Annotated in this window: 22 protein-coding genes and 2 pseudogenes; 4 read left to right on the forward strand and 20 right to left on the reverse strand. The window is 71.3% G+C overall.

Annotated elements, in window-relative coordinates; translation table 11 throughout:
* Nucleotides 1–127: 127 nt before the first annotated feature.
* The 4 genes from O7613_RS15400 to O7613_RS15415 form a co-directional block, all read right to left on the reverse strand.
* Nucleotides 128–3,511, reverse strand: a complete 3,384-nt coding sequence (locus tag O7613_RS15400; RefSeq protein WP_282289130.1) for a tetratricopeptide repeat protein — start codon at nt 3,509–3,511, stop codon at nt 128–130.
* Between the two features lie 38 nt (nt 3,512–3,549).
* Nucleotides 3,550–4,002: a hypothetical protein gene (locus O7613_RS15405; protein WP_282289131.1), complete on the reverse strand. Its 453-nt coding sequence runs from the start codon at nt 4,000–4,002 to the stop codon at nt 3,550–3,552.
* Nucleotides 4,003–4,327: 325 nt separating this feature from the next.
* The gene (locus O7613_RS15410) at nt 4,328–4,528 is read right to left on the reverse strand and encodes a DUF397 domain-containing protein (RefSeq protein WP_282289132.1); all 201 of its coding nucleotides are present in this window, start codon (nt 4,526–4,528) and stop codon (nt 4,328–4,330) included.
* Nucleotides 4,528–5,424, reverse strand: a complete 897-nt coding sequence (locus O7613_RS15415; protein ID WP_281587733.1) for a helix-turn-helix transcriptional regulator — start codon at nt 5,422–5,424, stop codon at nt 4,528–4,530. The genes O7613_RS15410 and O7613_RS15415 overlap by 1 nt, the downstream gene beginning before the upstream one ends.
* Nucleotides 5,425–5,560: 136 nt before the next feature.
* Between O7613_RS15415 and O7613_RS15420 the strand changes: the two genes are divergently transcribed.
* Nucleotides 5,561–5,893, forward strand: coding sequence for a hypothetical protein (locus O7613_RS15420; RefSeq protein ID WP_281587731.1), 333 nt, complete (start codon nt 5,561–5,563; stop codon nt 5,891–5,893).
* Nucleotides 5,894–5,935: 42 nt separating this feature from the next.
* On the opposite strand, the pseudogene O7613_RS15425 reads toward O7613_RS15420, so the two are convergent.
* From O7613_RS15425 to O7613_RS15445, 5 genes and pseudogenes are all read right to left on the reverse strand, one after another.
* Nucleotides 5,936–6,043, reverse strand: a pseudogene (locus O7613_RS15425) (nucleotidyltransferase family protein); the annotation flags it as partial.
* A gap of 18 nt (nt 6,044–6,061) precedes the next feature.
* The gene (locus O7613_RS15430; RefSeq protein WP_282289133.1) at nt 6,062–6,706 is read right to left on the reverse strand and encodes a class I SAM-dependent methyltransferase; all 645 of its coding nucleotides are present in this window, start codon (nt 6,704–6,706) and stop codon (nt 6,062–6,064) included.
* The gene (gene thiL / locus O7613_RS15435) at nt 6,703–7,824 is read right to left on the reverse strand and encodes a thiamine-phosphate kinase (protein ID WP_281587727.1); all 1,122 of its coding nucleotides are present in this window, start codon (nt 7,822–7,824) and stop codon (nt 6,703–6,705) included. Before thiL ends, O7613_RS15430 begins: the two co-directional genes overlap by 4 nt.
* A complete protein-coding gene (locus O7613_RS15440) occupies nt 7,821–8,648 on the reverse strand; it encodes a (d)CMP kinase (protein ID WP_348775374.1) in 828 nt (275 codons plus the stop codon). The genes thiL and O7613_RS15440 overlap by 4 nt, the downstream gene beginning before the upstream one ends.
* Nucleotides 8,534–9,232: a hypothetical protein gene (locus O7613_RS15445; RefSeq protein ID WP_281587723.1), complete on the reverse strand. Its 699-nt coding sequence runs from the start codon at nt 9,230–9,232 to the stop codon at nt 8,534–8,536. The genes O7613_RS15440 and O7613_RS15445 overlap by 115 nt, the downstream gene beginning before the upstream one ends.
* A 114-nt stretch (nt 9,233–9,346) precedes the next feature.
* Here O7613_RS15445 and O7613_RS15450 point away from each other — a divergent pair, with 114 nt between their 5' ends.
* Nucleotides 9,347–10,111 (forward strand): hypothetical protein, encoded by a 765-nt coding sequence (locus O7613_RS15450; protein WP_281587720.1) that lies wholly within the window; start codon nt 9,347–9,349, stop codon nt 10,109–10,111.
* A gap of 14 nt (nt 10,112–10,125) precedes the next feature.
* On the opposite strand, the gene O7613_RS15455 is transcribed toward O7613_RS15450, so the two are convergent.
* The 8 genes from O7613_RS15455 to O7613_RS15490 form a co-directional block, all read right to left on the reverse strand.
* Nucleotides 10,126–10,788: an HIT family protein gene (locus O7613_RS15455; RefSeq protein WP_348775375.1), complete on the reverse strand. Its 663-nt coding sequence runs from the start codon at nt 10,786–10,788 to the stop codon at nt 10,126–10,128.
* Nucleotides 10,789–11,024: 236 nt separating this feature from the next.
* Nucleotides 11,025–11,618: an NTP transferase domain-containing protein gene (locus tag O7613_RS15460; RefSeq protein ID WP_281587717.1), complete on the reverse strand. Its 594-nt coding sequence runs from the start codon at nt 11,616–11,618 to the stop codon at nt 11,025–11,027.
* 143 nt (nt 11,619–11,761) lie between these two features.
* Entirely contained in the window at nt 11,762–13,468 is a 1,707-nt protein-coding gene (locus O7613_RS15465; RefSeq protein WP_282294548.1) for a bifunctional 3'-5' exonuclease/DNA polymerase, read from the reverse strand.
* Nucleotides 13,469–13,609: 141 nt separating this feature from the next.
* The gene (locus O7613_RS15470; RefSeq protein ID WP_348775416.1) at nt 13,610–14,413 is read right to left on the reverse strand and encodes a carbohydrate ABC transporter permease; all 804 of its coding nucleotides are present in this window, start codon (nt 14,411–14,413) and stop codon (nt 13,610–13,612) included.
* Between the two features lie 166 nt (nt 14,414–14,579).
* Nucleotides 14,580–15,521 carry a sugar ABC transporter permease gene (locus O7613_RS15475; RefSeq protein WP_281587715.1) on the reverse strand — a complete coding sequence of 314 codons (942 nt, stop codon included), beginning with the start codon at nt 15,519–15,521 and terminating at the stop codon, nt 14,580–14,582.
* Nucleotides 15,522–15,543: 22 nt separating this feature from the next.
* Nucleotides 15,544–16,956, reverse strand: a complete 1,413-nt coding sequence (ngcE, locus tag O7613_RS15480) for an N-acetylglucosamine/diacetylchitobiose ABC transporter substrate-binding protein (protein WP_281587714.1) — start codon at nt 16,954–16,956, stop codon at nt 15,544–15,546.
* A gap of 24 nt (nt 16,957–16,980) precedes the next feature.
* Nucleotides 16,981–17,730: an SIS domain-containing protein gene (locus O7613_RS15485; protein WP_281587713.1), complete on the reverse strand. Its 750-nt coding sequence runs from the start codon at nt 17,728–17,730 to the stop codon at nt 16,981–16,983.
* Nucleotides 17,727–18,674 (reverse strand): MurR/RpiR family transcriptional regulator, encoded by a 948-nt coding sequence (locus O7613_RS15490; protein ID WP_281587712.1) that lies wholly within the window; start codon nt 18,672–18,674, stop codon nt 17,727–17,729. The genes O7613_RS15485 and O7613_RS15490 overlap by 4 nt, the downstream gene beginning before the upstream one ends.
* A 158-nt stretch (nt 18,675–18,832) precedes the next feature.
* Between O7613_RS15490 and O7613_RS15495 the strand changes: the two genes are divergently transcribed.
* The gene (locus O7613_RS15495; protein WP_282289136.1) at nt 18,833–19,822 is read left to right on the forward strand and encodes a BadF/BadG/BcrA/BcrD ATPase family protein; all 990 of its coding nucleotides are present in this window, start codon (nt 18,833–18,835) and stop codon (nt 19,820–19,822) included.
* A gap of 673 nt (nt 19,823–20,495) precedes the next feature.
* Here O7613_RS15495 and O7613_RS15500 read toward each other — a convergent pair.
* The 3 genes from O7613_RS15500 to O7613_RS15510 are packed head-to-tail and all read right to left on the reverse strand — an operon-like array spanning nt 20,496 to nt 21,607.
* Nucleotides 20,496–20,927, reverse strand: coding sequence for an SRPBCC domain-containing protein (locus O7613_RS15500; protein WP_282289137.1), 432 nt, complete (start codon nt 20,925–20,927; stop codon nt 20,496–20,498).
* The gene (locus O7613_RS15505) at nt 20,920–21,240 is read right to left on the reverse strand and encodes a metalloregulator ArsR/SmtB family transcription factor (protein ID WP_281587709.1); all 321 of its coding nucleotides are present in this window, start codon (nt 21,238–21,240) and stop codon (nt 20,920–20,922) included. Before O7613_RS15505 ends, O7613_RS15500 begins: the two co-directional genes overlap by 8 nt.
* Nucleotides 21,233–21,607: a glyoxalase superfamily protein gene (locus tag O7613_RS15510; protein WP_282289138.1), complete on the reverse strand. Its 375-nt coding sequence runs from the start codon at nt 21,605–21,607 to the stop codon at nt 21,233–21,235. The genes O7613_RS15505 and O7613_RS15510 overlap by 8 nt, the downstream gene beginning before the upstream one ends.
* An 87-nt stretch (nt 21,608–21,694) precedes the next feature.
* On the opposite strand from O7613_RS15510, the pseudogene O7613_RS15515 reads away from it, so the two are divergent.
* Nucleotides 21,695–23,044: pseudogene (locus O7613_RS15515) on the forward strand (acyltransferase); the annotation flags it as partial.

Here is a 23,044-nt window from a genome sequence, read left to right on the forward strand (position 1 = left end):
GCGTCACTCGGGGACGGACCGCCGTCGAGCAGGACCCGTTCGGCGCGGAGGCTGAGTAGTCAGCAACGTGATGACGGTCCACCGCGCCGCCGGCGAACCGCATCTCGACCGTCACGCCGGGACGGCATCAGTGCTCGGGCTCCCCGCCGAGCCGCTCGATGATGTCGGCGCGGATCTGCTGGGCGTCGGACAGATAGTCAGCGAACGCCTGCGGCAACTGCCGTGCCAGGGGCTCATAGAGACCTGCCGCCTCCGTGACCGCAGCCAGGGCCCCGGTCATGTCGGCATCCACGCTGACACACACCCGCGCGTACGCCGACAGTGATCTCGCGAGGAAGGGCAGGTAGGCGACGGGGTTGGCCTCCGCCAACCGGCGGCGGATGGTCACGGCCTCCTCCGCCGCGGCCAGCGCCTCCTCCCGGCGCCCCACCTGGGACAGCCGCTCGCTGACGTTGGTCAACGACATCGCGAGGTGGGGCAGGTAGGCGGCCGGGTTGGCCCCGGCCAACCGGCGGTTGATGGCAGTGGCCTCCTCCGCCACGGCCAGGGCCTGCTCCCGCTTGTCCGGCTCCGACCGGAGGACGCCGAGATTGTTCAACGATGTCGCGAGGTCGGGCAGGTGCGCGGCCGGGTTGGCCTCCGCCAACCGGCGCCAGGTGCCGGTAGCCTCCTCCGCCAGCGCCAGGGCCTCCTCCCGGCACCCCACCGTGAACAGGAGAGCGCCGCGGTTGGACAACGAGATCGCGAGGTGGGACAGGTAGACGGCGGGATTGACCTCCGCCAACCGGCGGCGGATGGTCACGGCCTCCTCCGCCGGGACCAGCGCCTCCTCCCGACGCCCCACCGCCGCCAGGAAGACGCCGAGATTGTCCAACGACCCGGCGAGCTGGGGCAGGTAGGCGGCCGGGTTGGCCCCGGCCAACCGGCGCCAGATGCCGGTAGCCTCCTCCGCCGGGGCCAGCGCCTCCTCCCGACGCCCCACCTGGGACAGCCGCTCGCTGACGTTCATCAACGACGTCGCGAAGTCGGGCAGGTGGGCGGCCGAGTTGGCCCCGGCCAACCGGCGCCAGATGCCGGCGGCTTCCTCCGCCAGCGCCAGCGCCTCCTCCCGACGCCCCACCGTCGCCAGGAAGACGCCGAGATTGTTCAACGACGTCGCGAGGTCGGGCAGGTGCGCGGCAAGGTTGGCCTCCGCCAACCGGCGACGGATGGCGACGGCCTCCTCCGCCGGGGCCAGCGCCTCCTCCCGACGCCCCACCTCCAACAGGCGGGTCCCCAAGCTGGTCAACGACATCGCGAGGTCGGGCAGGTGGGCGGCGGGGTTGGCCTCCGCCAACCGGCGACGGATGGTCACGGCCTCCTCGACCTGAGCCAGCGCCTCCTCCCGACGCCCCACCCCCGACAGCTCGTTGCCGAGGTTGTGCAGCGAGGTCGCGAAATCGGGCAGGTGGGCGGCCGGGTCGGTCTCCGCCAGCCGCCGGTAGACGCCGGCGGCTTCCTCCGTCGGGGCCAGCGCCTCCTCCCGACGCCCCACCTCCGCCAGCCGGCTACCGAGGTTGGCCAGCGACCCCGCGAGATCGGGCAGGTACGCCTCCGGGTCGGCCTCCGCCAACCGGCGGCGAATGGCGACGGCCTCCTCCGCCGGGACCAGCGCCTCCTCCCGACGCCCCACCCCCGACAGGTGGTTGCCGAGGTTGTTCAACGCCCCCGAGAGGTGCGGCAGGTAGACGGCCGGGTTGACCATCGCCAACCGGCGCCAGATGCCGGCGGCTTCCTCCGTCGGGGCCAGCGCCTCCTCCCGACGCCCCGCCCCCGACAGATGGTTGCCGAGGTTGTTCAACGACATCGCGAGGCCGGGCAGGGAGGCCGGGTCGGCCTCCGCCAACCGCCGGTAGAGGCCGGCGGCCTCCTCCGCCGAGGCCAGCGCGGCGACGTGTTGCCCGGCGTTGGCCAGCCGCCAGGCGTGGATGGCGTGCAGCCGGGCACGGTCCGCGTCACCGGTGGCGTGCGCCAGGCGGAGCCGGGTGAGATGGCCGGTGATCGCGGCGGCGGCGATGTCGAGATCGATGTGCCGGCCCTGGGGCAGCAGGGGTTCGAGGATCTCCAGGATGGCGGGGTCGATGTCGGGGACGCCCGCCAGGCGGGTGAGGGTGGCCCCGCCGGCGGCGACAACCAGCTCGGGACGGCGACGGACCAGCGGATACAGCACGTCGATGGCGATGTGCGGCCATCGGCGTGCGGTCTCAACGAGAGTGGTGACCGCAGCCGTGGTCCAGGCCGGCGGCTGTGGCCCGTCGGCGGTGAGCAGGTCGGCGACCGCGATGGGCGCCCAGTCCTTCTCCAACGTCGTGAGCCCGCCGTGGCCCGGGGTGGACAGGGCGATGAGATCCTCGCCGAGCCGGTCGGGGTGCAGCGGCTCGAACACGAGTCGGGTGTCGGTCGGCGGATAGCAGGTCGTGTGATCGTCGATGATCCGGTCCGCGGCGGTGCTGTCGGCGGCGAACCCGGCCTGGCTGAGCGCCCGCCGGGCGGCGGATCGGGGCTGGGCCCCGATCAGGGTCGCGGTGTACACGGCCCGGTGCATCACCGCGGGCGGCGTCGTCAAGGGATCCTCGGGTCCGGTACGCAGCTCGTGCCAGTACGCCTCCTCCCGCAGCAGCAGATACGCCGAGACGGCGTCCCCTCGTACGGGTGGGACATCGCCGTGCCGAATCGCGTCGACGGTGGCCAGGGCAGCCATGTGCACGGCCAGGACCTGCGCGAAGGCAGGTCCGGTCAGATCCGGTACCGGCCAGCCGGCCCGCTCGATGTTCATGGCCGCGGCGAAGCGCTCCGCCGCGGTGGTGAACAGCGTCAGCCGGTCGTCGTCGCTGTCGGCGGCCAGCGGCGGCAACGCCACCTGACCGGTGTCGATGCCGAGGTCGCTCTCGGCCCGGTTGGCCACCGCCGGCCACCAGTAGCCGTCCGAGCGGGCCAGCATCAGCACCCGCACCCGCGCGCCGGTCCGCGTGTGCAGGTCCCGTAGCTGAATGAGCAGAGCCAACAACGCCGAGGCCGGCCACCGGTCGGCGTAGTCCACGACCGCCAGCACCGCGCCGCCGGGCAACTCGACCCGGGACACCGGTGCGGTTCCGGGCACCGGGGTCGGTGTGTGCACCACCTTCCACGCCGCCCACCCCGCCGCTGCGCACCGTGCGAAGACCTCGGCGGCGAGACGGGTCTTGCCCTGCCCACCCGTACCGTGGACCAGCAACGCCGCGACCGGCTCGCCACCGCGCACCCACTCGGCCAGCGTGTCCAGGGTCCGCTCGCGACCGGTGAACGGCACCACCTGATGGCGGGCCAGCAACAGGCAGCTCGGATGCGATCGGGCCTTCGGCACACCGACCGGCACCGGGGAACTGTCGGTCGCGCTCACCCGGTAGGGCGGCCGATCCGGGCTGATGACGGTGACGCCGCCGTCGACGTGGGAGATCTGGATGACGTCCCCGAAGACCACACTGCCGGTCACCACCTGACCCGCCGCCGGTTGCGGACACCACCGACGGCTCACCTGTCGATGTCCACGTCACCGCCGACACCGTCGACCTGCCGTACCGGTCCCGCCGCCCACGACCGCGTCACCGACTGCCCGTCCCCGGCCGGTCTGCCGCCGGCCCCCACCCCGGCGGCAGACGGCGGCGGCGCGGACGGCGCGGACGGCGACCCGGTCGCCGGTGCGGACCGGCCGATACGCACGTCGCCGCGCACCCCACGGACCTGGGTCACCCCGCCACCGACGACACTGTCGTCCACCGACTGCCCGCCCGCCGCCCGCCGGGCACCGAACAGCCCGTACGCGGAGAGGCCCACACCGGCAAGCGTGAGGAACAGCCCGAACACGCCGGACCACTCGTTCGCCCGGTCGAGGTCCTGGGCGGCCAGAAACGCCCCCAGGCCAGCGCCCACCACCCCGACGAGGACCACCGCCGCCCACCTGCGCGTCCGATCACCTGCTGCCATGGGGTCATTGTGGGCTGTCGTGGCCAGCGGCGGGATCCACCGCACCGCCCCGACACGGCGGCCAGCGTCAATGCATGTCGGATGCCAGACATCCCCCGGACCGTTGGCCTCGCCGCCCACCGCCCGGGGCAGCAGTCCGGCTGAACGCACGGAGTCCTCGGCCGGTCAGGAGGTGGCGGACGCCTGCCCGGTGGCGGTTCGCCGTGCCGCCCGGCTGGCCCTCACCCCCGGCAGGTTGGGTACCTCCGTCGAGCTGGCGACCCGACCCGTCGTGGCCGCCCACACCGCCCGGCTGGCAGTTCTGGGTGCAGGAGTAAGGCCCGGCCTACCGGTCCGACGCGGCCTTGAGGCCGGTCAGGAAGCTGGCCCAGGATCGGCTGTTGAAGGCTAGCGTCGGGCCGGTGCGGTCCTTGGTGTCGCGGACGTCCACCGCGCCACCGGCGAACCGCACCTCGACGCAGGCCGCGTTGTCCGAGCTGCGGGAGGACTTGAACCACCCACCGCCGAGGGCGGGGCGAGCGACCATCACGTCATCTCCTTGGCGATCCGCCGGATCAGCACCAGCGACTCCGCCGAGCTTAGCGCCCGCTCCCGCGCCTCGGCGAAGGTGACGACGTAGTCCGCGACCCGGCTGGACTGGTCGATGATGTCGCTGGACGTGAGCACCTCCTGCCAGACAAGGTCAGGCAGTCGAGGCGACGGGAACGACAGGATCTGGAACGGGCCGCCGAGCGCGGGATGCGCTCCGGCGGCGAACGGCATTACCCGGACCTCGAACTGCTCGGCGCGCTCGGTCAACAGCCGGTCCAGGTGGTCGAGCTGGGACCGCATCACCTGCGCGCCGCCGACCTGCTGCCGCAGTGCACCTTCGGTGATCACAGCAGTCAGTCGTAGGGGGTGGTCACCGTCGAGCCGCCGCTGACGCGCCATCCGCACGGCGACCCGCCGGTCCATCTCGGTCAGCCGGACGTAGGTGTTGCCGCCACGGATGACCGCGCGGGCGTACTCCTCGGTCTGCAACAGGCCGTGCAACAGCTCGTTGTGGTAGCTGCGGACGTGCTCGGCACCCGCCTCGTAACCGAGGAAGCGGAGGAAATCAGCGGGGAAGAGCTGCGAGTACTGATGCCACCAAGCCCGCTCCATGGCCGCAACCCGCAACTCTTCCAACTCGGCGGCATCGGATGGATCAAGCTCGTATGCCTTGACGAGCTGGGCCAGCCGGTCGCGCGGCAACTTCACCCGCCCGGCTTCGACGCCCGAGATGTATGCCTGTGTGATGCCGCTGGCGCGACCCGCCCCGACCGCCGTCATTCCCACTTCCTCCCGGCGTTCACGCAGCCGCAGTCCAAGCTCCCACGCCTGCACGGTCGGCGACGCAAGCGGTGGCGTTGACCTACGCGACGTGCTCGCGGTCTTCGGCATCGTCTGAACTCCATCCGTCCACATCAGCAAACTTCCTGGACCATACTCGACAAACATGCCGGGCAATAGTCTCTTGATATAAATTTGTTCATCGACGATGCTGGCCCGAGAAGTTTCGAGAGCAAGAGGAGGCAACATGCGCAGTCAGGTCACGTGGATCGACCCGGAGCCGCCGGTGCGGCACGCGTTCTCGCTCTGTCGGGTGGTCGACGCCGGCACGGCCGACGAGTGGTACGACCTGCTCGGCGTCGTCCGGGTGCCGGTCGACCGACGCGCGCCGGACAAGCTGCGCGACCAGTTGCGGCCGTGGGCGCTCGCGACGCTGAAGGCCGGCGGGTACGGCTTCGGCCGCTACCTCGCCGACTACTCCACACTGGACGAGGAGGACGAGCCCGACAAGGCCATCTCGCACGAGGACATCAACTGGTCCGGCAGCGGCGTCCTGATCCCCGCCGACAAGTCGACCTGACCGGCTCGGCCCCGATGTACACCGCCGCGAGCCGCTGCCGATTCACGCGCCGATGCGTTGCTCGGGGACGGACAGGCCGTAGAGCGCCATCAGCTCCGGGCTGTCGATCCGGCTGTCGTCTGCGACCGCGTCGCAGGAGATGTCGACGATGCTGAGGCGGGGCTGGGCTCAGCCGCCCCCACCGGACGGCGGCCGTTCCGTCGTGGCGGTGAACCAGTCCTTCCGCGTGCTCTTGTCCAGGTGCACGACGCGCAGCCCGACCGCGCGGCAGGCATCGGCGAACTCTTCCGGCTCGTAGTAGCTGAACCAGCGGGGCGCGGGGAACTCCTCCGTGGTGCGCCATCCGTCCCGGCCTCCGTGCTTCATGCTGATCAGTGCCCGGCCACCGGGCCGCAGGGTGCGGTGGATGCCGGTGAGCGCAGCGGCGGTGTAGGGCTTGGGCAGGTGCAGCAGGACACCGCTGGCGATGATGCCGGCGAAACATGCCTGCCGGAACGGCAGGGCGATCGCGTCCCCACACACGGCGTGCGGCGTGGCGAGGCGTGTTGCCGTGGCGGTCAGCAGTTCGATGGTGACGTCCGCGAGGACGGCCGTCCTGCCGGTCGCGCTCGTCAGGTGTGCGTCCCGGCCCGCTCCACAGCCGAGATCCAGTACAGGCCCGTCCGGCAGCGTGACGAGGAACGCCTCCAGTTCCTGCTGTAGTCCGGGAAACCGGCTGTAGCTGGCGGTCATCGCGGTGTATTGCTCGGCCAGCGAGGCATAGGACTGGCGGATTCGAGCGGTTCCGGGCCAAGCCGTGGTGGTGACGGTCACGGTGCGGCGGTGGTGGGAGCGGTGACTCCGGCGACGAGGCCGCTGACGTCGGTCGTCTGATGCTTCCAGGCGACGCCCGGCAGGGCGTGGCGGTCGCCGCCGCGGCCGACGAAGGCCACCCCCGACTCGGGCGCGGTGGCGCGGCCGATGACGTCGAACGTCAGGCCGTTGCGGGCGAATGCGTCCCGGCAGGCGTCGAGCCGATCGGCGGGAACGGTGAAGGCCAGCTGAAAGTCCGCTGAGGCGCTCATCGCGAGGGTGACGTCGTCGGAGCCGATGAGTTTGGCGACCGCACTGACTGCCGGGTGAACGGCGATGTCGTCCTCGGTGACCTCGAAGCCGACCCGACTGGTGGCAGCGAGCTGCTCGATGGTGGCCTTGAGCCCGTCGGACGTGTCCTGGCAGGCGGTCGCGTAGCCACCGGTCGACAGCACCCGTCCTTCGGCCACTCGGGCGCGCGGCCGGCGCCAGCCATCCAGAAGGTCCTGTTCCAGGGCGTCGGCCAGGTGCCAACCGTTCGCGCTGCGCTTGGGGAAATAGGCGACCGCAGCGCCCAAGACCCCGCACGGGCCGGTGACACACAGATAGTCACCGGGTCGGGCACCACGACGGGTCAGGGCGGTGCCGGTGCGGCAGATGCCGATGGCCGAGGCGGACAGGACGATGCGCTCGGCGTTGCCGATGTCGCCGCCGACGTTCAAGGTGCCGAAGTCGGCGCACGCCTGGTTGATGCCCGCCATGATGTCGAGGAAGGCGTCGTCATCGAGGTCGTGGGGATAGCGGACGACGGTCAGGACGCCGATCGGTGCGGCACCCATCGCGGCGACGTCGCTGACGTTGGCGGCCACGACGTAGTAGCCGATGTCGAAGTTCGTCAACAGGCCCTGTTCGTAGAGGGCGAACTTGGGACCGCGGACGTAGTCCGATCCGACCACGAGGGTGACCGGGCCGTCGACCTCGTAGACCGCACAGTCGTCCCTTGCGTCGGCGCCCCCGGTCAGGGTGGCGTGCGGGCCGTGCCCGTCGCCGAGGACGGCGCCGGACTGACCGGCGAGGAATGCACCGACCAGCATTGCGACCCGGGTCGGTTCGTCGGAGTAGGTGGCTTCGGAATTCATCGGTGGTCTCCCAAATGATGAAGGACGGCCCTCACCGTGGCGGATGTCGACAGGAAGGTGGTGTCCAGGACGAGGCCGTGCGGCTGGCTGCTGACGTGTTCGCGGGTGGCGTCGTCGAGCCTGGTCGCCGGCCCGGCACTCACTGTGCGACCGGGCATCGCCCGGTATTGGAGGCGACGGCGTTGCCGCCGGATCGCCTCATTGGCAGTGAGAAACACGTGGCAATCAGCGTTCGTCATAACGGCCGTGGCGCAGTCACGCCCGACGACGATCATGCGCTCGTGCCTATCTATGATCATTCGATGGTGCGTGGTGATGTCGTGCCGCCATGCCGGGTCGGCGGATATGACGCGCAACTGATGTTCCACTTCTGGTGACCAAATGGCGTCGGTGATGTCTTCCCCGTGGTAAACGACAGCGGGCAGGGCGGGTCGCGCCCCTGGTGCCGCCACCTCATGACGCAGCAGCTCGAACAGGGGACCGCCGGGCGAGATCGGCTCCCGCAGCGCGGCATAGGCGACGGCGCGGTAGGTCAGCCCCGTGTCGAGCATGTGCATGCGCAGTCGAGATGCGAGTGCGTAGGCGAGGGTCGTCTTGCCACTGGCGCTAGGACCGTCCGCAGAGATCGCCAAGCCGTGATGCATTCGAGAGAATCCCTCTGCCGGATGCGGGGGCGGCATCAATGTATGCCATAGGTGCCAACACGCGGCTACCCGCGTACGCCCGGTGCCGCCACACCGCCCACGAGCCGCTCCTGCCAGCCCTGCGTGGCGATCAGCGTCGCCCGGAGGAGGTCCTTGCGGATCACCACCGACCAGTCCCATTCCGGATCGGCCATGCCGAGCATGGCTCCGACCACCGAGCGGAGATACTGGCTGCGGACGCGACGCTGCGCGTCGAAGACGATGTGCGTGCTGCCGTCGCCGCAGTAGTAGTAGGGTCGGTCGGCCGCCGCGAACCGCTGCAACCCGGTGAAGTCGGGTAACTCGACACGTGTCAGCCCGTCGCGTGCCATCAGGTTCGCCGCCCGGGCCGCGTCGATCGGAAGGAAATGCCAGTGGGCGTGGGTGATGCACGCCGAGGGCATCTCCGAAGAGGAGCCGTGCTCCAAGACGGCCATCTGCCCGAAGGTCGCGACGTAGAGCGGCCGGAGGACATTGACGATGGCGCGTGCACGCTCGGACTGCTCGGCGTCGAGATGCCCGAAGCTGAGATAGTGGTCCTCGGGCAGCAGCAGCAGGTGACCGACCGTCAGCGGAGACATGTCGGCGATGAGCCGGAAGCCCGGGACGGATGCGATCTGCCGGCTGGGCGGGTCACCCTCATAGGTCATCGTAAAGGTGCTGACGTCAGCGGAGCGCAGTTCGTCGCACAGTTCGGCACCGTTGCACCTTGACGTGACAGCCACGCCGACCTCCGTGCCGGAAGGTGAAGCGGACGCATCCACCGTAGCATTGATCGATGTCAGTTAGATATTTGTGATCAGTTCACCGGCTTGTTCATGCGTTCTACCGTTAGTCGCATGGGGCCACTCACGGCGAAGATCGTCGACCGTGCGATAATGCTTTCCGCGACGTGCGTCATGGTCGCGCAGCAGTATTCCGTACCATCCGCCCCGTTCTGGAACAGCATTCTCGGTGGCCGCCGCTACGTCATCGCCTTCCTGGTGGCCATCATCGCGACTTTCGGCGCCCTCACCCCAGCCCAGGTCTGGTCCGAGCGCTCCCAAATGGCTCGGCGCACCGCCGTACGCCATCAGATCCTCAACCACTTCGGCCGGCTGCTCGCCATCGCCGCGCGCATCGACCCGAAGCCACCGCCTTCCGACCTCGGCCTGCACGTGTGGCGAATCGCCTGGGCGGTGCGGCACCCTCGTCGCCGGCTGGTTCGCATCGCCACCTATCGGCTGGGAAGCACTCCCGCCACCCGCGCCTTCGAACCCGGTCGCGGTGCCGGCGTCGTCGGACTCTGCTGGAAGCGTAACGAGGAGGTGGCCGTCGACGTCGAGTTGCTCGCGGCCAAGCTCACCACAGCGGCCGAATATGACGCCTACGTCGACTCCGAGGGCGCCGACGCCGTCATGAACCTCTCCTGGTCGGAGTTCCAGCGAGTACGCCACCGCGGTGCCGTCTTCGCCAGCCCCATCCGCAACGGACGGGGCGAGTTCATCGGCTGCGTCAGCGTGGACGCCACGTCCGGCTTCGGCACCCTCGCCGACGACGAACTCTGGCACGAGGTCAATTCGTTGTGCATGCTGCTGGGAGACGACGGCATCCTGCACGTCTGACGGATTGAGAGCGGTCAGCTCAGCACCCGATGGCGCTCGTTCATCGCCTGGTCCGTAGCCGCCTGCCAGGTGCCCGGATCACAGTTGGGCAGGATCTGCCGTATGCCGCCGGCTGGGTCCTCGACGTCACCGAATCGGCGGGGTATGAGGTGAATGTGCAGGTGGTCGACGCTGCGCCCCGCCGCGCGGCCCTCATTGACACCGATGGTCCATCCCTCCGGCCGTAACCGTTGGGACAGTTCGTCGCGCACCGCCAAGATCAGCGCGAAGGCATCACGGAGTTCCTCGGCAGTCAGATCGAAGAACGACTCCACGTGGCGTTTCGGGACGATCTCGGTGTGCCCCTCCGAGGCCGGAAAATTGTCCAGTCGGGCAAAGCAGGTCGCGTTCCGGTGCGAGATCCGGTTCAGGCGCACGTCATCCTGCCGACAGAACAGACAGTCTGGGGACAAGTCTTCGGAAAGGGTCCCCTCAGTGCCTTCTGGTCCCACACAGCCCTCCACCGCCGACCACTGTGCGCCACCGCAGGCGCAGGGCGCGCGTGACGTCTGCTGGCGACATACTACAAGGCGCGCCTCAGCATCTGGGTCATCCGCACAGCATGCCCCGGACCTGGGATTGTTCAGTGACCACTGCGGACGGTGTCGGGTCGACGGTCGAATCGTAACGTTGGGCACGCCCGGTCAAGATCAATGTGGCTGAGGGGGATGTGTCGCCCGACGCACTGGAGCCGCGTCGCAACATCGCCAGGCTTCTGCTCACCGAGGGCAGCGTCGAACCAGCCCTGGACGAACTCGTCCCGATGCACGAGGACCTAGCGCTGGCGTACGGGCCGGACCACAAGGAAACCCGGGAGATCGCCGAGGTCCTGGACCGGATACGGCGATCGGTGGGTTCGCTTCGCCCTGCCGATTCACGCGCCGATGCGCTGCTCGGGCACCGACAGGCCGTAGAGCGCCATCAACTCCGGACTGTCGATCCGGCTGCCGTCGGCCACCGAGTCGCAGGAGATGTCGACGATCTGCTCCTTGTGCGCCAGCAGGTAGGGCCGGGCGCCGACGTCGGCGCTCGCCAGCGTGGCGATGCCGGGCCAGTGCCGGCGGCCGAAGAGCATCGGATAGTTGCGCAACCCCTCGTAGGTGGCGCAGACGAGCGCATCCGGATACGGCAGCGCGGCCACCCGGCGTACCGCCGCCGCGGTGAGCCCGGGCATGTCCACCGGCACCACGACGACCGCCTCGATGCCGTCGTCGGTGAGCGCGGCCAGCCCGGCCCGGATCGAGGAGCCCACCCCGGTCCCCCAGGCCCGGTTGACCACGACTGTGGCGCCGGTCAGGTCGGTGGTCCGCCGCACCTGCTCGGCCGCCGCGCCCAGCACGACCACGACCTGCGCGCAGCCCGCGTCGGCCATCGTGTCGATCATCCGGCTCACCAGCGGCTTCTCGCCCAGGTGCAGCAGCGCCTCGGGTCCGCCGATGCGGCGGCCCCCACCAGCGGCGATGATCATTGCAGCGATCCGGTTCAGCGGTGCCCCCTCGACCAGGGGGACGGACCGGGCACAGCAGCGCCCGGTCCGTCCCGTCGTACGCACACCGGGCCCAACGAGCGCGCTCGGGGCCGGGTAGCGGGGCAAAACGGAAAATTGTGTGACTATGCCGCATCTGCGTAGCAGTCCACCGTGGACAAATCGAGCGGGAATCGGACCGGGGTGTCGCCGAACAACAGCGTGGTGGCCCGCTCCCCGGCGGCGGTGACCGCTTCGGCGACCGCGCCGGCCTCGTCGGCCGGGCAGTGCACCACCACCTCGTCGTGCTGGAAGAAGACCAACTCGGCCGCGCTGCCGGCCAGCGCGGTGCGGAGCGTGGCCAGCAGCGTCGAGGCCCACTCCGCGGCAGTGGCCTGGATGACGAAGTTTCGGGTGAACCGCCCACGCGAACGGGCCGCACGCGCCGACGGACCACGCGGATCCGCCTCGACGTCCGGCACCACCTCGTCCGCATCGGCGAACCCGACCGCGCCCGGCGGGCAGGTACGCCCCAGCCACGACCGGACCAGCCCACCCGCCTCACCGGTACGCGCCGCCGCCTCGACGTAGCCGAACGCGGTCGGATAGCTCCTGCGCAGCACCGCCAGCGCCGGCACCGCCGCGCCGCCGGTCTGCCCGTACATCGCGCCGAGCAATGCCACCTTGGCCCGGGTCCGGTCACCGGCGAACGCGTCCCGGGCCAGCGCCGCGTACAGATCACCGGCGCCACCGGCGGCGGCCAGCCGCTGGTCGCCGGAGACCGCCGCCAGCACCCGCGGTTCGAGCTGGCCGGCGTCGGCCACCACGAACGTCCAGCCCGGATCGGCCACCACCGCCCGCCGGATCACCTTCGGGATCTGCAACGCCCCGCCGCCCCGGGTCGCCCACCGGCCGGAGACCACGCCGCCGGGCACGTACTCCGGACGGAACCGGCCGCCGGACACCCAGGCGTCGCGCCAGGCCCAGCCGTGCGCCGTCCAGATCCGGTAGAGCTCCTTGTATTCCAGGACCAGCGGCACCGCCGGATGTTCCACCCCGCGCAGCACCCACGCCCGGGTGTTCGGCAGCTCCACCCCCGCCCGGGCGAACGCCCGCAACAGCTCCGCGGGCGAGTCGGCGTGCAGATGGCGTACGCCGAACGCGGCGGCGATCCGCGCCTGGAGGTCGGCCAGCCGGCGGGGTGGCCCGCCCACCGGGGACGCCTCGCCGAGCAGCTCGGCCAGGATCGCGTCATGCACGTCGACGCGCCACGGCAGGCCGGCCGCGCCCATCTCGGTGCCGACCAGGACACCTGCCGACTCGGCGGCCACCAGCAGCCGGAACCGGCCGGGGTGGGTGGTCGCCGCGACCCGGGCGAGCTGGTCCGCGTACACCCGGGTCAATGCCGTGAGGCCGGGGCCCGGCGGGCCGGACGGTGGGTCGAAGAGCGCGCCCTGGCCGTGGCCGGGCGGCTCCGGCGGGCGGGGCGCCGGGTCCGGTGGGACCGGCGCCCCGGTCAGCCGGGCCCAGGCGGCGGGCAGCGCGCGCGGCTCTCCCCAACGGCCCGCGTGCCCGAGCAGCAACGCCTCGGTCAGCTCGACGTCGTGGCAGCGGTCGAGCCGGATCCCGGCGCGCAGCAACGCCGGGTAGACGCTCCCGCCGGTGGCCCACACCCAGCGGGGCCGCTCGGCCGCCTCGCGGGCACCGACGGCGGCGGCCAGGTCGGCCACCTCCTCGGCCGGGCCGGCCGGGCGGCCGTCGACGTCGAGCGGTTGCAGCGTCCCGCCGCCCCGCTCCCCCGCCACCACCGCCACCACCCGCACAAACGCGATTCTGCCTCCCCCCACCGACAGGGTGAGGGTGTAAGGCGGGGGCCCCGCTTAACGTTTTCTGCATAGGCGGGGGCCCCGCTTAACACCTGGTGTTAAGCGGGGCCCCCGCCTAACGCGCGGCGCGGCCCGGCCCGGGCCGGCCCGACCGCGTGGCGCGTGCGGTTACTTGCTGACGCCTGCGGTGAGGCCGGACTGGACCTGGCGCTGGAAGACGATGTACACGATCAGCACCGGCAGCATCGCCATGGTGACCCCGGCGAACAATCCGGACCAGTCGGACTTGTAGCCCTGGTTGACCGACAGCTCGATCAGCCCCTGCGCGATGACCTGGTGCTTCGGCTCGCCGGCGACGGACTGCATGAGCAGGGTCGGCAGGTACCACTGGTTCCACTGGCCGAGCACGTTGAAGATGCCGATGCTGATCAGGCCGGGCTTGGCCATCGGCAGCATCACGCTGAAGAACGTGCGCGTGTGCGAGGCCCCGTCGACCGAGGCCGCCTCCGCGATCGACTCGGGCAGCGTCCGGAAGAACGAGTGCATGAAGAAGATCGTGAACGACAGCGACCAGGCCACGTAGACCAGGATCAGCATCACGTGCTTGTTCGGGCCGAGCAGCGGGAAGCTGACCCCGGTGTTGTAGACGCCCTTGAACAGCGGCACCGCGGCCAGGTAGATCGGCAGTGTCAGCCCGGACAGGAACATGTAGTAGATCAGCCGGTTGCCGCGGAACTCGAACCGCGCCAGCGCGTACGCGGCCATCGAGCCGAGCAGCATGGTCAGCGTGACGCTGCCGGCCAGCACCAGGAGGGTGTTCAGGAAGAACGAGCCGAGGTGCCCCTCGGTCCAGGCCCGGCCGAAGTTCTCCCAGTGCAGCTTGTCCGGGATCAGGGAGAGCGGCTCGCGGATGACCTCCGAGTCGTCCTTCAGCGCGGACATCACCACCCACAGCAGCGGGTAGATGACCATCACGGCCCAGACCACCAGGAACACGTGGGAGAAGCCGTTGAAGATCCGGGAGCCGACCCCGGCGCGGTGCCGCTCCTCCCGGCGTACGGGGACGCCGCCCGATCCGGTGGTGGCCTGGCCGGCCCGGTCGAGACCGTGTGTTGCCGTGCTCATCGCCGCGCCTCCTTCAGTACTCGATACGGTCACGACGGGTGATCCTCAGCTGCACCGCGGCGAGCAGGATCGTGAAGATGGCGAGCGCGACACCCATCGCGCAGGCGTAGCCGAACTGGCCCTTCTGGAACGCGGTGAAGTTGAGCACCGACGCGAAGATCTCGCTGGCGTGGTTCGGCCCGCCCTGGCTCGGCGTCATGACGAAGACCAGGGCGTACATGTCCAGCGCGATGAAGCCGAGGTAGACCCAGGCCACCGAGATGCTGTCCCGCAGCAGCGGCAGGGTCACCCGGAAGAAGGTGTGGAACCGGCCCGCGCCGTCGAGGATCGCGGCCTCGTAGATGTCCTTCGGGATCGACTGCATGGCGGCGGAGAAGAGCACCATGTAGAAGCCGGCGCCGCTCCACACCGCGATGAGCAGCAGCCACCACAGCACCGCCGGCACGCCGAGGAACGGCTCCGGGTCGGCGGTGAAGGCGATCGGGTTGTCCGCGTCCACCAGGCCGGCTTTGATCAGCAGGCCGTTGATCAGGCCCTGCCCGTCGGTGCGGTAGATCTGCTGCCACATGACGGCGATGACCACCAGCGACAGCACCTGCGGGAAGAAGAAGACCACCTTGTAGACCGCGGAGCCGAACACCCCGCGGATGCCGGCCCTGTCCTCGCGTCCGCCCACGTTGAGCAGGAACGCGAGGAACAGGGCCAGCGCGATCGTGAACAGCGGCACGGTGACCAGGAAGAACACGTTGTGCCAGAACGCCTTCCGGATCAGCTCGTCGGAGAACAGCCGGACGTAGTTGTCCAGCCCGACGAAGCGCTGGGAATCCGAGTACCCACCCCAGTCGGTGAGCGAGTAGCCCGCCGCCTGGGCGAACGGCCACACCACGTAGAACAGGTACAGCGCGACGGGCAGGGCCAGGAAGCCCGTGACGAAACGCGCGACTCCGTGCCGCATTGAACTCACTTCCTCGACAGCGTCAGGCGGTGCGGGTCTGCTTCTTGATCGACGAGTCCTTGGCGACCTTGTCGGCGGCCGTCTGCATCTTGTCGACGAACTGCTGCGCGGTGAGCCGGCCCGCCATCAGCTCCTCGGAGAGGTTCTGGCTCTCCTTGTCCAGGTCGGCGTAGAAGTCCGGGAACTTCACCGAGATGAGGTCCCCGCTGCCGCCCTTGACGAGGGCGTTCGCGCTGGCCAGCGCGCTGTCCTGGACGTTGTCGCCGGAGCCCTTCGTGGATGCCAGCGACTTGGTCAGCTCGGCGAACTTCGCCGACCCGGTCTTGGACAGGATGGCCCGCAGGAACTCCTTCGCGGCCTCCTTGTTCGGTGCCTTGCTGGGCACCACGAAGCCCTCGCCGGAGGAGGCGAAGACGTCCTTGGCGGCCTTGTCGCCGGGCTTGCTCCAGTAGTCGGAGATGGTCAGCTCGAAGCCCGGCGGGATGGTCGACGCCATCTCGTTCTTGAGCCACGTGCCGACCTGGATGAACGCCGCCTTGCCGTCCAGCCACGCCTGCTGCGACTGGGTGTGGTCGAGCTTGCCCGGCAGCAGCAGCTTGTCCTTGACCAGCTTCTCCCACGGCTCCAGCGCGGCGACGATGCCGTCGGCCTTCCAGGCGCCGTCCTTGAGGTTGTCGATGTCGACGACGGCCTGCTTGCCGACCGCCTTCCAGATGCTGGCGAACAGCGCCCAGCGCGGGTAGTAGCCGTGCGCCGCGTCGTGCACGTACGGCGCCATGCCCTTGGCCTTGATCTTCGGCGCCAGGGCGAAGAACTCGTCCCAGGTGGTCGGCGGCGTCCACCCCTCCTTCTTGAACAGGGCGGCGTTGTACCAGTTGCCCCAGACCGTGTAGGCGACGTTCACCACGTAGAACTTGCCGTTCTGGGTGCCGTCGGCGACGGTGCCGGGCAGCAGCGAGTCGCCGACCGTGCCCTCGCCGTCCCAGGCGGGCGCGGTGAGCAGGTCGTCGAGCGGCTCGATGGCGCCCTCGTTGATCAGGGTGCTGCGGTCCATCATGTCGGCGCCCGAGTTCATCACCAGGTCGCTCGGCTGGGTCGCCATCTTGGGCTGCTCTTCGGTCTTGATCTTCTGGGTGGAAGACATGTTGACCGTGACGTTCGGGTGCTTGGCGTTGAAGACGACCTTGTCCTCCTTCGCCCACTGGTCGCCCAGGCCGCCGTTGAACACGACCACCTTGACGGCGCTGCCGTCCTTGACACCGAACGGGTTGTCGTCGCTCTTGGCCGCGCCGCCGCCGCTGTCGGACTTGCTCGGCTCGCTGCCGGCGCAGGCGCTGAGCAGACCGGCCGCCGGGATGGCCATCAGGCCGGCCGCGCCGGCGCGCTGGAGCAGCGTCCGACGGCTGAGGTCGGACTTCTCGGGGGTAACCGACATCTTGTCTCTCCTTGTGGTGTCGGGTCAGGCGGTCCGCCGGAGACGCCCGGCGTACCGCGACTCGAGGGCGAGGTTGTGCTCGTCCCCACCGGGGACGTTGGCGGAGAGGTAGATAGGGGGCACCTCTCCGGCCTGGTGGAACCGTCGTACGACCTCGGCGGTCAGCAGCTGCGCCAGCAGCGCCGCGGTGACCGAGGAGACCGCACAGACCGCGCCGCCGCCCTCGAGCGGCAGCAGTGCGTCACCGTACGGCGCGCCGTTGTCCAGCACGACGTCGGCGAGGTCGACGAGCCGGTGCCCGGAGGGGTGCCGAGGGGCGACCCGGGCCGTGTGCTCGACCGACGTGACCGCGATCAGGGGGTGGCCGCCCCGCTTGACGAGCGTCGCCAACTCGACCACCGAGCCGTTGATGCCGGATTGCGAGGCGACGACGAACACGTCCTCCGGTTGCGGCGCCGCCAGGGCGAGGAGATCATGCGCCACCGCCGGGTCGCGTTCCAGCTTGGGGTCGGCGAGCACGTCGCGGGGCGCGTCGCCGTGCAGCACGAGGTCGTGCAGGGAGAGTCGGTTGGCGGGGACCAGGCCGCCGGCCCGGGCGACCAGCTCGGCGGCGAACGCCTCCGAGTGGCCGGCGCCGAACGCCTGGAGCACGCCACCGGCGCGCAGGCCGCCGGCGATCAGGTCCGCCGCCCGGTGCACCGCCGTCGCCTGGCTGTCCACCAGCCGGTCGAGGACCGGGCGGACGGCGTCCGCGTACCCCTGGGCACTGATCATGAGAGGGCCCCCTTCGCGGCCTTGTGCCCGTCCACGGCCTGGGCGGTACGCCGGAAGGCCGCGTGGGCGCGGTCGTGGGTGCGCTGCGCCACCGCGATGTAGAGCAGGTCGAGTACGACGAGCTGGGGATGCCGGGCGGAGAGCGCATCCGGCCGGAAGGTGGTGGCCTGGCTGGCGGTGACCAGGACGATGTCGGCCAGCTCGGCGAGCGGCGAACGGGGGAAGCCGGTCAACGCGACGGTGGTGGCCCCGCGGCTGCCCGCCTCGGCGAGCAGCTCGATGGTCTCCCGGGTCTGACCGGTGTGGGAGATGCCGAGCGCGACGTCGCCGGCGCTCAGCAGCGCGGCGCTGGCCAGGCCCTCGTGTACGTCGCTCCACGCCCAGGCGGCCACCCCGATGCGGTGCAGGCTGAACTGCATCTCCTCGCCGACCAGGGCGCTGCCGCTGGCGCCGAAGATGTTCACCCGGTTCGCCCCGGCGATGGCGACCGCGGCGCGTTCCACCTCGGCCAGGTCGAGCAGCGCGGCGGTGTCGTGCATGGCCCGGGTGTCCGCGGCCATGATCTGGTCGAGCACCCGGGAGAGCGGGTCGCCCGGTTGGATCTCGCGGCCGATGTCGACGGTCCAGCCGGCGGAGCGGGCCCGGCCGGTTTCGGCGGCGATGCCGAGGCGCAGGTCGGCGTACCCCTCGAAGCCCATCGCCCGGCAGAACCGGGTGATGGTCGCCGGCGAGGTGCCGCTGCGCTCGGCCAGCTCGACGATCGTCGCGCGCGCCGCTGCCTCCGGGTCGCTGAGCACGTGCTCAGCGACCCGGCGCAGGGCTCCCGTCAGCTCCGCCGCGCCGGCCCGGACCCTGGCCAGCACCCCGTCGACGCCCCGCCGGTCGGCCGGAGCGGCGTCGACCACCGCGGTTCCCGCGGAAGTCTCGACCTCGTGCTCGGCCATCGGCGGAAGCCTTTCGGAAAGGAGTGTTAACTGTTAGTGGTAAAAGTTCTTACTGAAGGCCCCTCCGTGTCAAGGCTGTGGGCGAAGTTTTCAAACTGTTACCTGCCGCCCGGCCGCGATCTTGCGCCGGGCGGACCGGCCCCACCAGCATGGAGACCATGTCGGACACCGTCGTGGTCGGCCTCGACGTCGGGGGTACGTCCACCCGCGCCACCGCCCTGAGCCTCGACGGCGTACGCCTGGGCACCGGCCGCGCGGGCGGCGGCAACCCGACCAGTCACGGCGCCGAGCCGGCCGCCGCCGAGCTGCTCTCCGCCCTGCGCGCGGCGCTCACCGACATCGACCCGACCCGGGTACGCGCCGGCGTGATCGGCCTCGCCGGCGCCGGCCGCCTCCTCGCCGACCCGACCGGCCGCGCCGCCTTCGACCGGGCGTGGACCGACGCGGGGCTGCGGTGCCCGTACACGGTGCACGGCGACGCCCTGGTCGCCTACGCCTCCGGCACCGCCGCCCCGGACGGCACGGTGCTCATCGCCGGCACCGGCGCGATCGCCGCCCAGGTGCGCGGGCTGCGCCTGGACCGCACCGCGGACGGTCACGGCTGGCTGCTCGGCGACGCGGGCTCCGGGTTCTGGCTCGGTCGGGAGGCGGTCCACCGGCTGCTGACCGACCTGGACCGCGCCGACCCGCCGGGGGAACTGGCCCGCCGCGTCCTGACGGAGCTGACCGGCAGCAGCGAGGTGGCCGCCCGACCCAGGGCCACAGTCGACGCCGTGGTGCAGGCGGTGACCCGACGCCCACCGGTGGAGCTGGCCCGACTCGCGCCGGTTGTCGTCTCGGCGGCCCGCGAGGGTGAGCCGACCGGCAGCGCCCTGATCGCGGAGGCCGCCGAGCTGCTGGCGGAGAGCGTCTCCCGGATCCGCCCCGCCGGTGCGTCCGACCCCGTGGTGCTCGGCGGTGGCCTGCTCACCGGCGATACCCCGCTCGCTGCCGCGGTCCGCGCCGAACTGTCCCGCCGCTGGCCGGGAGCACCGCTGCACGGCGCTGGGGACGGCGCCGCCGCCGCGGCCTGGCTCGCCGCCCGCGACCTACCCGAGGTGTCCGACCCGGCCGTGCTGCACGCCCGGCTCGTCCCGCCGCCGGCGTGACCCGCACCCCGCCCGCCCCCGCACGCCCCTCCCCCGGCACCCTGCCCGTCCCCGCACGCCCCCCGGGCACCCCGCACGCCCTCTGCGGGTGGCGCGGACGGATGGTGCCTGCCACGCCCTCCTGGAGCCGAAGCAACCACTGCTCACCACCATCGAAAGCGATGGCCGGTGGAGCGAGTCGTTCCTGCTCCCAGCGCGGCGAGGCACCCGTGAGTGACTCCCGGCCGCCTCGCCGAGCGCCAGGGCGGGACCGCCCTCGGGTGCCTAGAAACTTGATGACATAGATGGCTCACCGACGGCCGGTTGCCTTGAATCGTCCGCGTCATCAAGTTTCTAGCCGCCGATCGGCCACCTCCTCCGCCGACGGCGACATTCTCCGCCGACGGCCACCTCCTCCGCCGACGGCCACCTCCTCCGCCGACGGCCACCTCCTCCGCCGACGGCCACGCCGGGGCGGGCACCGCCGTCCTTCAGCCGGCACCAGGCGCGGGGTCGCTGCGGTCGGCACCGTGGCGCCGGGACGGCAGAGCCTGGCCCGCCGACCCGTTCGGCGCGCCAGGCGGCGGCGGACCACGACCACCAACCACGACCAAGAACCACGACCAAGAACCACGGCCACGGACCACGACCACGGACGACCGCGGCCACCGGCCACCGGCCGGGCCGGGACGGCTCAGGGCAGGGCGGCCAGCGTGTCGGCGAGACGGGTCCAGACCGTGGTGCGCCAGCCGCCGTCCAGCAGCGTGAACGTCCGCCGCTGGAGCGGGTCGTCCGGGTCGAAGCCGGCGTGTTCCAGGAACAGGCGGGTACCCCGGCCCTCGGGCGCCAGCGTCCAGGTGACCACCGTGTCGAGCGGGCCGCCGCGCCAGGCCCACCGCATCCGGTGCGGCTCGTCGAGTTCCAGCACCTCGCAGTGGACCGTACCGTCGAAACACTGCCCGGGGCGCGGGACGGTCTGCAGGGTGAACCGGTACCCGCGGGCCGGCCGGAAGTCGTTCGGCATGAGCCAACGGGCGATCAGATCAGAATCGGTCAGCGCGCGCCAGACCTTGGCCGGCGGATGGGGCAGGAACTGGTCCACCGCGATGCGGGTCGGCTCAGCCATCCGGCATCCCGTCCAACACCTCGCGCAGGCCCGCCAGGCGGGACCGCCAGAACCGCTCGTACGGGGTGAGCCAGTCGGCCACCTCGCGCAGCGGCTCGGGGCGCAGCGCGTAGAAGCGCTGCCGGCCGACCGGCTGCTCGGTGACCAGCCCGGCCTCCTTGAGCACCCGCAGGTGCTCGGACAGGCTGGGGCGGCGCATGTCGAAGCGGTCGGCGAGGCGCTGCACCGGCTGCTCCCCCTCCTCGCGGAGCAGCCGCAGCAGTTCCCGCCGGGTGGGGTTGGCGAGGGCCGCGAACACGTCCGACTCAGACACGGGTCTCCTGGAGCACGATGCCGTTGCCGTCCGGGTCGGCGAACGTGACGTAGCGGCCCCAGGGCGCGACCTGGACGCCGTCCTCGGCGAACGTCAGGCCCCGCTCGCCCAGCCGGGTGACGTCGGCGTCGAGGTCGTCGGTCTCCAGCACCAGGCCGCGCAGGGAACCGGGCGGCATGCTGTCGAACCAGGTGACGAGCGTCAGCGTGGCCGCGGCGCCCTTCGGGGCCACCTGGACCCAGCGGCCACCGGGCCCCATCGGGTTGTCCCGGACCAGGTCGAGGCCGAGGACGTCGACGTAGAAGTCGCGGGCCCGGTCCTGGTCGCGGACGGGCACGGAAACGATCTGCACACGGGTGACGGACATGACCGCCAGCATAGGTAGGAGATCTCCTACCAGTCAAGCGACTCTGTTATCCATATCGGTCGTCGAGAGCTGGCATAGCCTGGGGCCATGCGCCGCCTGCGGCAGCTCGCCGAGCGCACGCCGCCGGAGCGGGAGCGCTACGTCGACCTGCTCCGGGCGCTGGCGATCACCCTGGTCGTGCTCGGCCACTGGGGCGTGACCGCGATCGGGTACGACCACGGCCGTCCGGCCGGTCACTCGGCGCTGGCCGACCTGCCCTGGGCCTGGCCGCTGACCTGGCTGGCCCAGGTGATGCCGGTGTTCTTCCTGGTCGGCGGCTACGCCAACGCCGCCTCTCTCACCGCCCGCCGGGGCGGGACCGCGACCGGCTGGCTGGTGGACCGCAGCGCCCGGCTGGTCCGACCGACCACCATGCTGCTGCTGGTGCTGACCGCCGGCGCCGCGGTCGCCACCGTACGCGACGCCGAGCCGGCCCAGGTCCGTACGGTGGTCTGGTTCGCCACCATCCCACTCTGGTTCCTGGTCGCCTATCTCGTGGCGGTGGGGCTGACCCCGCCGATGTACGCGCTGCACCGCCGGTTCGGGCTGGCCGTGCCGGCGGTGCTCGTCGGTCTCGTCGCGCTCGGTGACCTGGGCCGGCTGCTCGGTCCGGGCGGACTGGCCGACGGCAACTACCTGTTCGCCTGGCTGGCCCTGCACCAGCTCGGCTTCGCCTGGTACGACGCCCGCGTACCCCAGCTTCCCCGCCATCGTCGGCTGCCGCTGTCCCGCCGGGCCGGCGCAGTCCTGCTCACCGGCGGCGTGGCCGCGTTGGTCCTGCTGACCGTTGTCGGGCCGTACCCGGTGGCGATGCTGCACGTGCCGGGCGAGCGGCTGGACAACGCCGCGCCGCCGAGCCTGGCGCTGCTCGCCGCCGCCACCACCCAGCTCGGGCTGATCCTGCTGCTGCGCCGCCCGGCCGGCCGTTGGCTGCGCCGGCCCGGCCCGTGGCAGGCGGTGATCGCGGTGAACGCGGTGGTGCTCACCGTATTCCTGTGGCACCTGACGGCCGCGATCCTGCTTGTCGGCCTGCTGGACGCGCTCGGTGTGCTGCCCACGCCCCCGGTCGGGTCGCCGGCGTGGTGGGCCTGGCGGATCCCGTGGCTGCTCGCCCTGACCGTGGTGCTCTCGGCCCTGGTCGCCGTCTTCGGCCCGGTCGAGGCCCGCACCCGCCGCCCGGCCGGCGGCCGGGCGGGGCGGCCCGACGGCGAGCACGGTCCGGCGTGGACCGCGCTGACCGTCGCCGGGTACGCCGGGCTGGTCGCCGGACTGCTGCTGAACAGCCTCGCGCCGAAGAGCGCGCCGGACCCGCTCGGCCTGCCCGTCCCGGCGCTCGTGGCGTACCTGGTCGGCGCGGGGCTGCTGCGACTGCTCAGATCCGGCTGGGGCGGCCGTGGT

This window comes from Micromonospora sp. WMMD975 (assembly GCF_029581215.1).
GTDB lineage: Bacteria > Actinomycetota > Actinomycetes > Mycobacteriales > Micromonosporaceae > Micromonospora.

Coding starts and splice junctions, on each gene's coding strand:
- O7613_RS15495 (WP_282289136.1), top strand. CDS start 18,833: ATGTCGGACACCGTCGTGGTCGGCCTCGACGTCGGGGGTACGTCCACC.
- O7613_RS15500 (WP_282289137.1), bottom strand. CDS start 20,927: ATGGCTGAGCCGACCCGCATCGCGGTGGACCAGTTCCTGCCCCATCCG.
- O7613_RS15475 (WP_281587715.1), bottom strand. CDS start 15,521: ATGCGGCACGGAGTCGCGCGTTTCGTCACGGGCTTCCTGGCCCTGCCC.
- ngcE (WP_281587714.1), bottom strand. CDS start 16,956: ATGTCGGTTACCCCCGAGAAGTCCGACCTCAGCCGTCGGACGCTGCTC.
- O7613_RS15490 (WP_281587712.1), bottom strand. CDS start 18,674: ATGGCCGAGCACGAGGTCGAGACTTCCGCGGGAACCGCGGTGGTCGAC.
- O7613_RS15415 (WP_281587733.1), bottom strand. CDS start 5,424: ATGCCGAAGACCGCGAGCACGTCGCGTAGGTCAACGCCACCGCTTGCG.
- O7613_RS15405 (WP_282289131.1), bottom strand. CDS start 4,002: ATGGCAGCAGGTGATCGGACGCGCAGGTGGGCGGCGGTGGTCCTCGTC.
- O7613_RS15460 (WP_281587717.1), bottom strand. CDS start 11,618: ATGATCATCGCCGCTGGTGGGGGCCGCCGCATCGGCGGACCCGAGGCG.
- thiL (WP_281587727.1), bottom strand. CDS start 7,824: ATGAATTCCGAAGCCACCTACTCCGACGAACCGACCCGGGTCGCAATG.
- O7613_RS15450 (WP_281587720.1), top strand. CDS start 9,347: ATGGGGCCACTCACGGCGAAGATCGTCGACCGTGCGATAATGCTTTCC.
- O7613_RS15470 (WP_348775416.1), bottom strand. CDS start 14,413: ATGGTCATCTACCCGCTGCTGTGGGTGGTGATGTCCGCGCTGAAGGAC.
- O7613_RS15440 (WP_348775374.1), bottom strand. CDS start 8,648: ATGGGACTGGTCGGTGGTGATCCGCAAGGACCTCCTCCGGGCGACGCT.
- O7613_RS15410 (WP_282289132.1), bottom strand. CDS start 4,528: ATGGTCGCTCGCCCCGCCCTCGGCGGTGGGTGGTTCAAGTCCTCCCGC.
- O7613_RS15420 (WP_281587731.1), top strand. CDS start 5,561: ATGCGCAGTCAGGTCACGTGGATCGACCCGGAGCCGCCGGTGCGGCAC.
- O7613_RS15510 (WP_282289138.1), bottom strand. CDS start 21,607: ATGTCCGTCACCCGTGTGCAGATCGTTTCCGTGCCCGTCCGCGACCAG.
- O7613_RS15485 (WP_281587713.1), bottom strand. CDS start 17,730: ATGATCAGTGCCCAGGGGTACGCGGACGCCGTCCGCCCGGTCCTCGAC.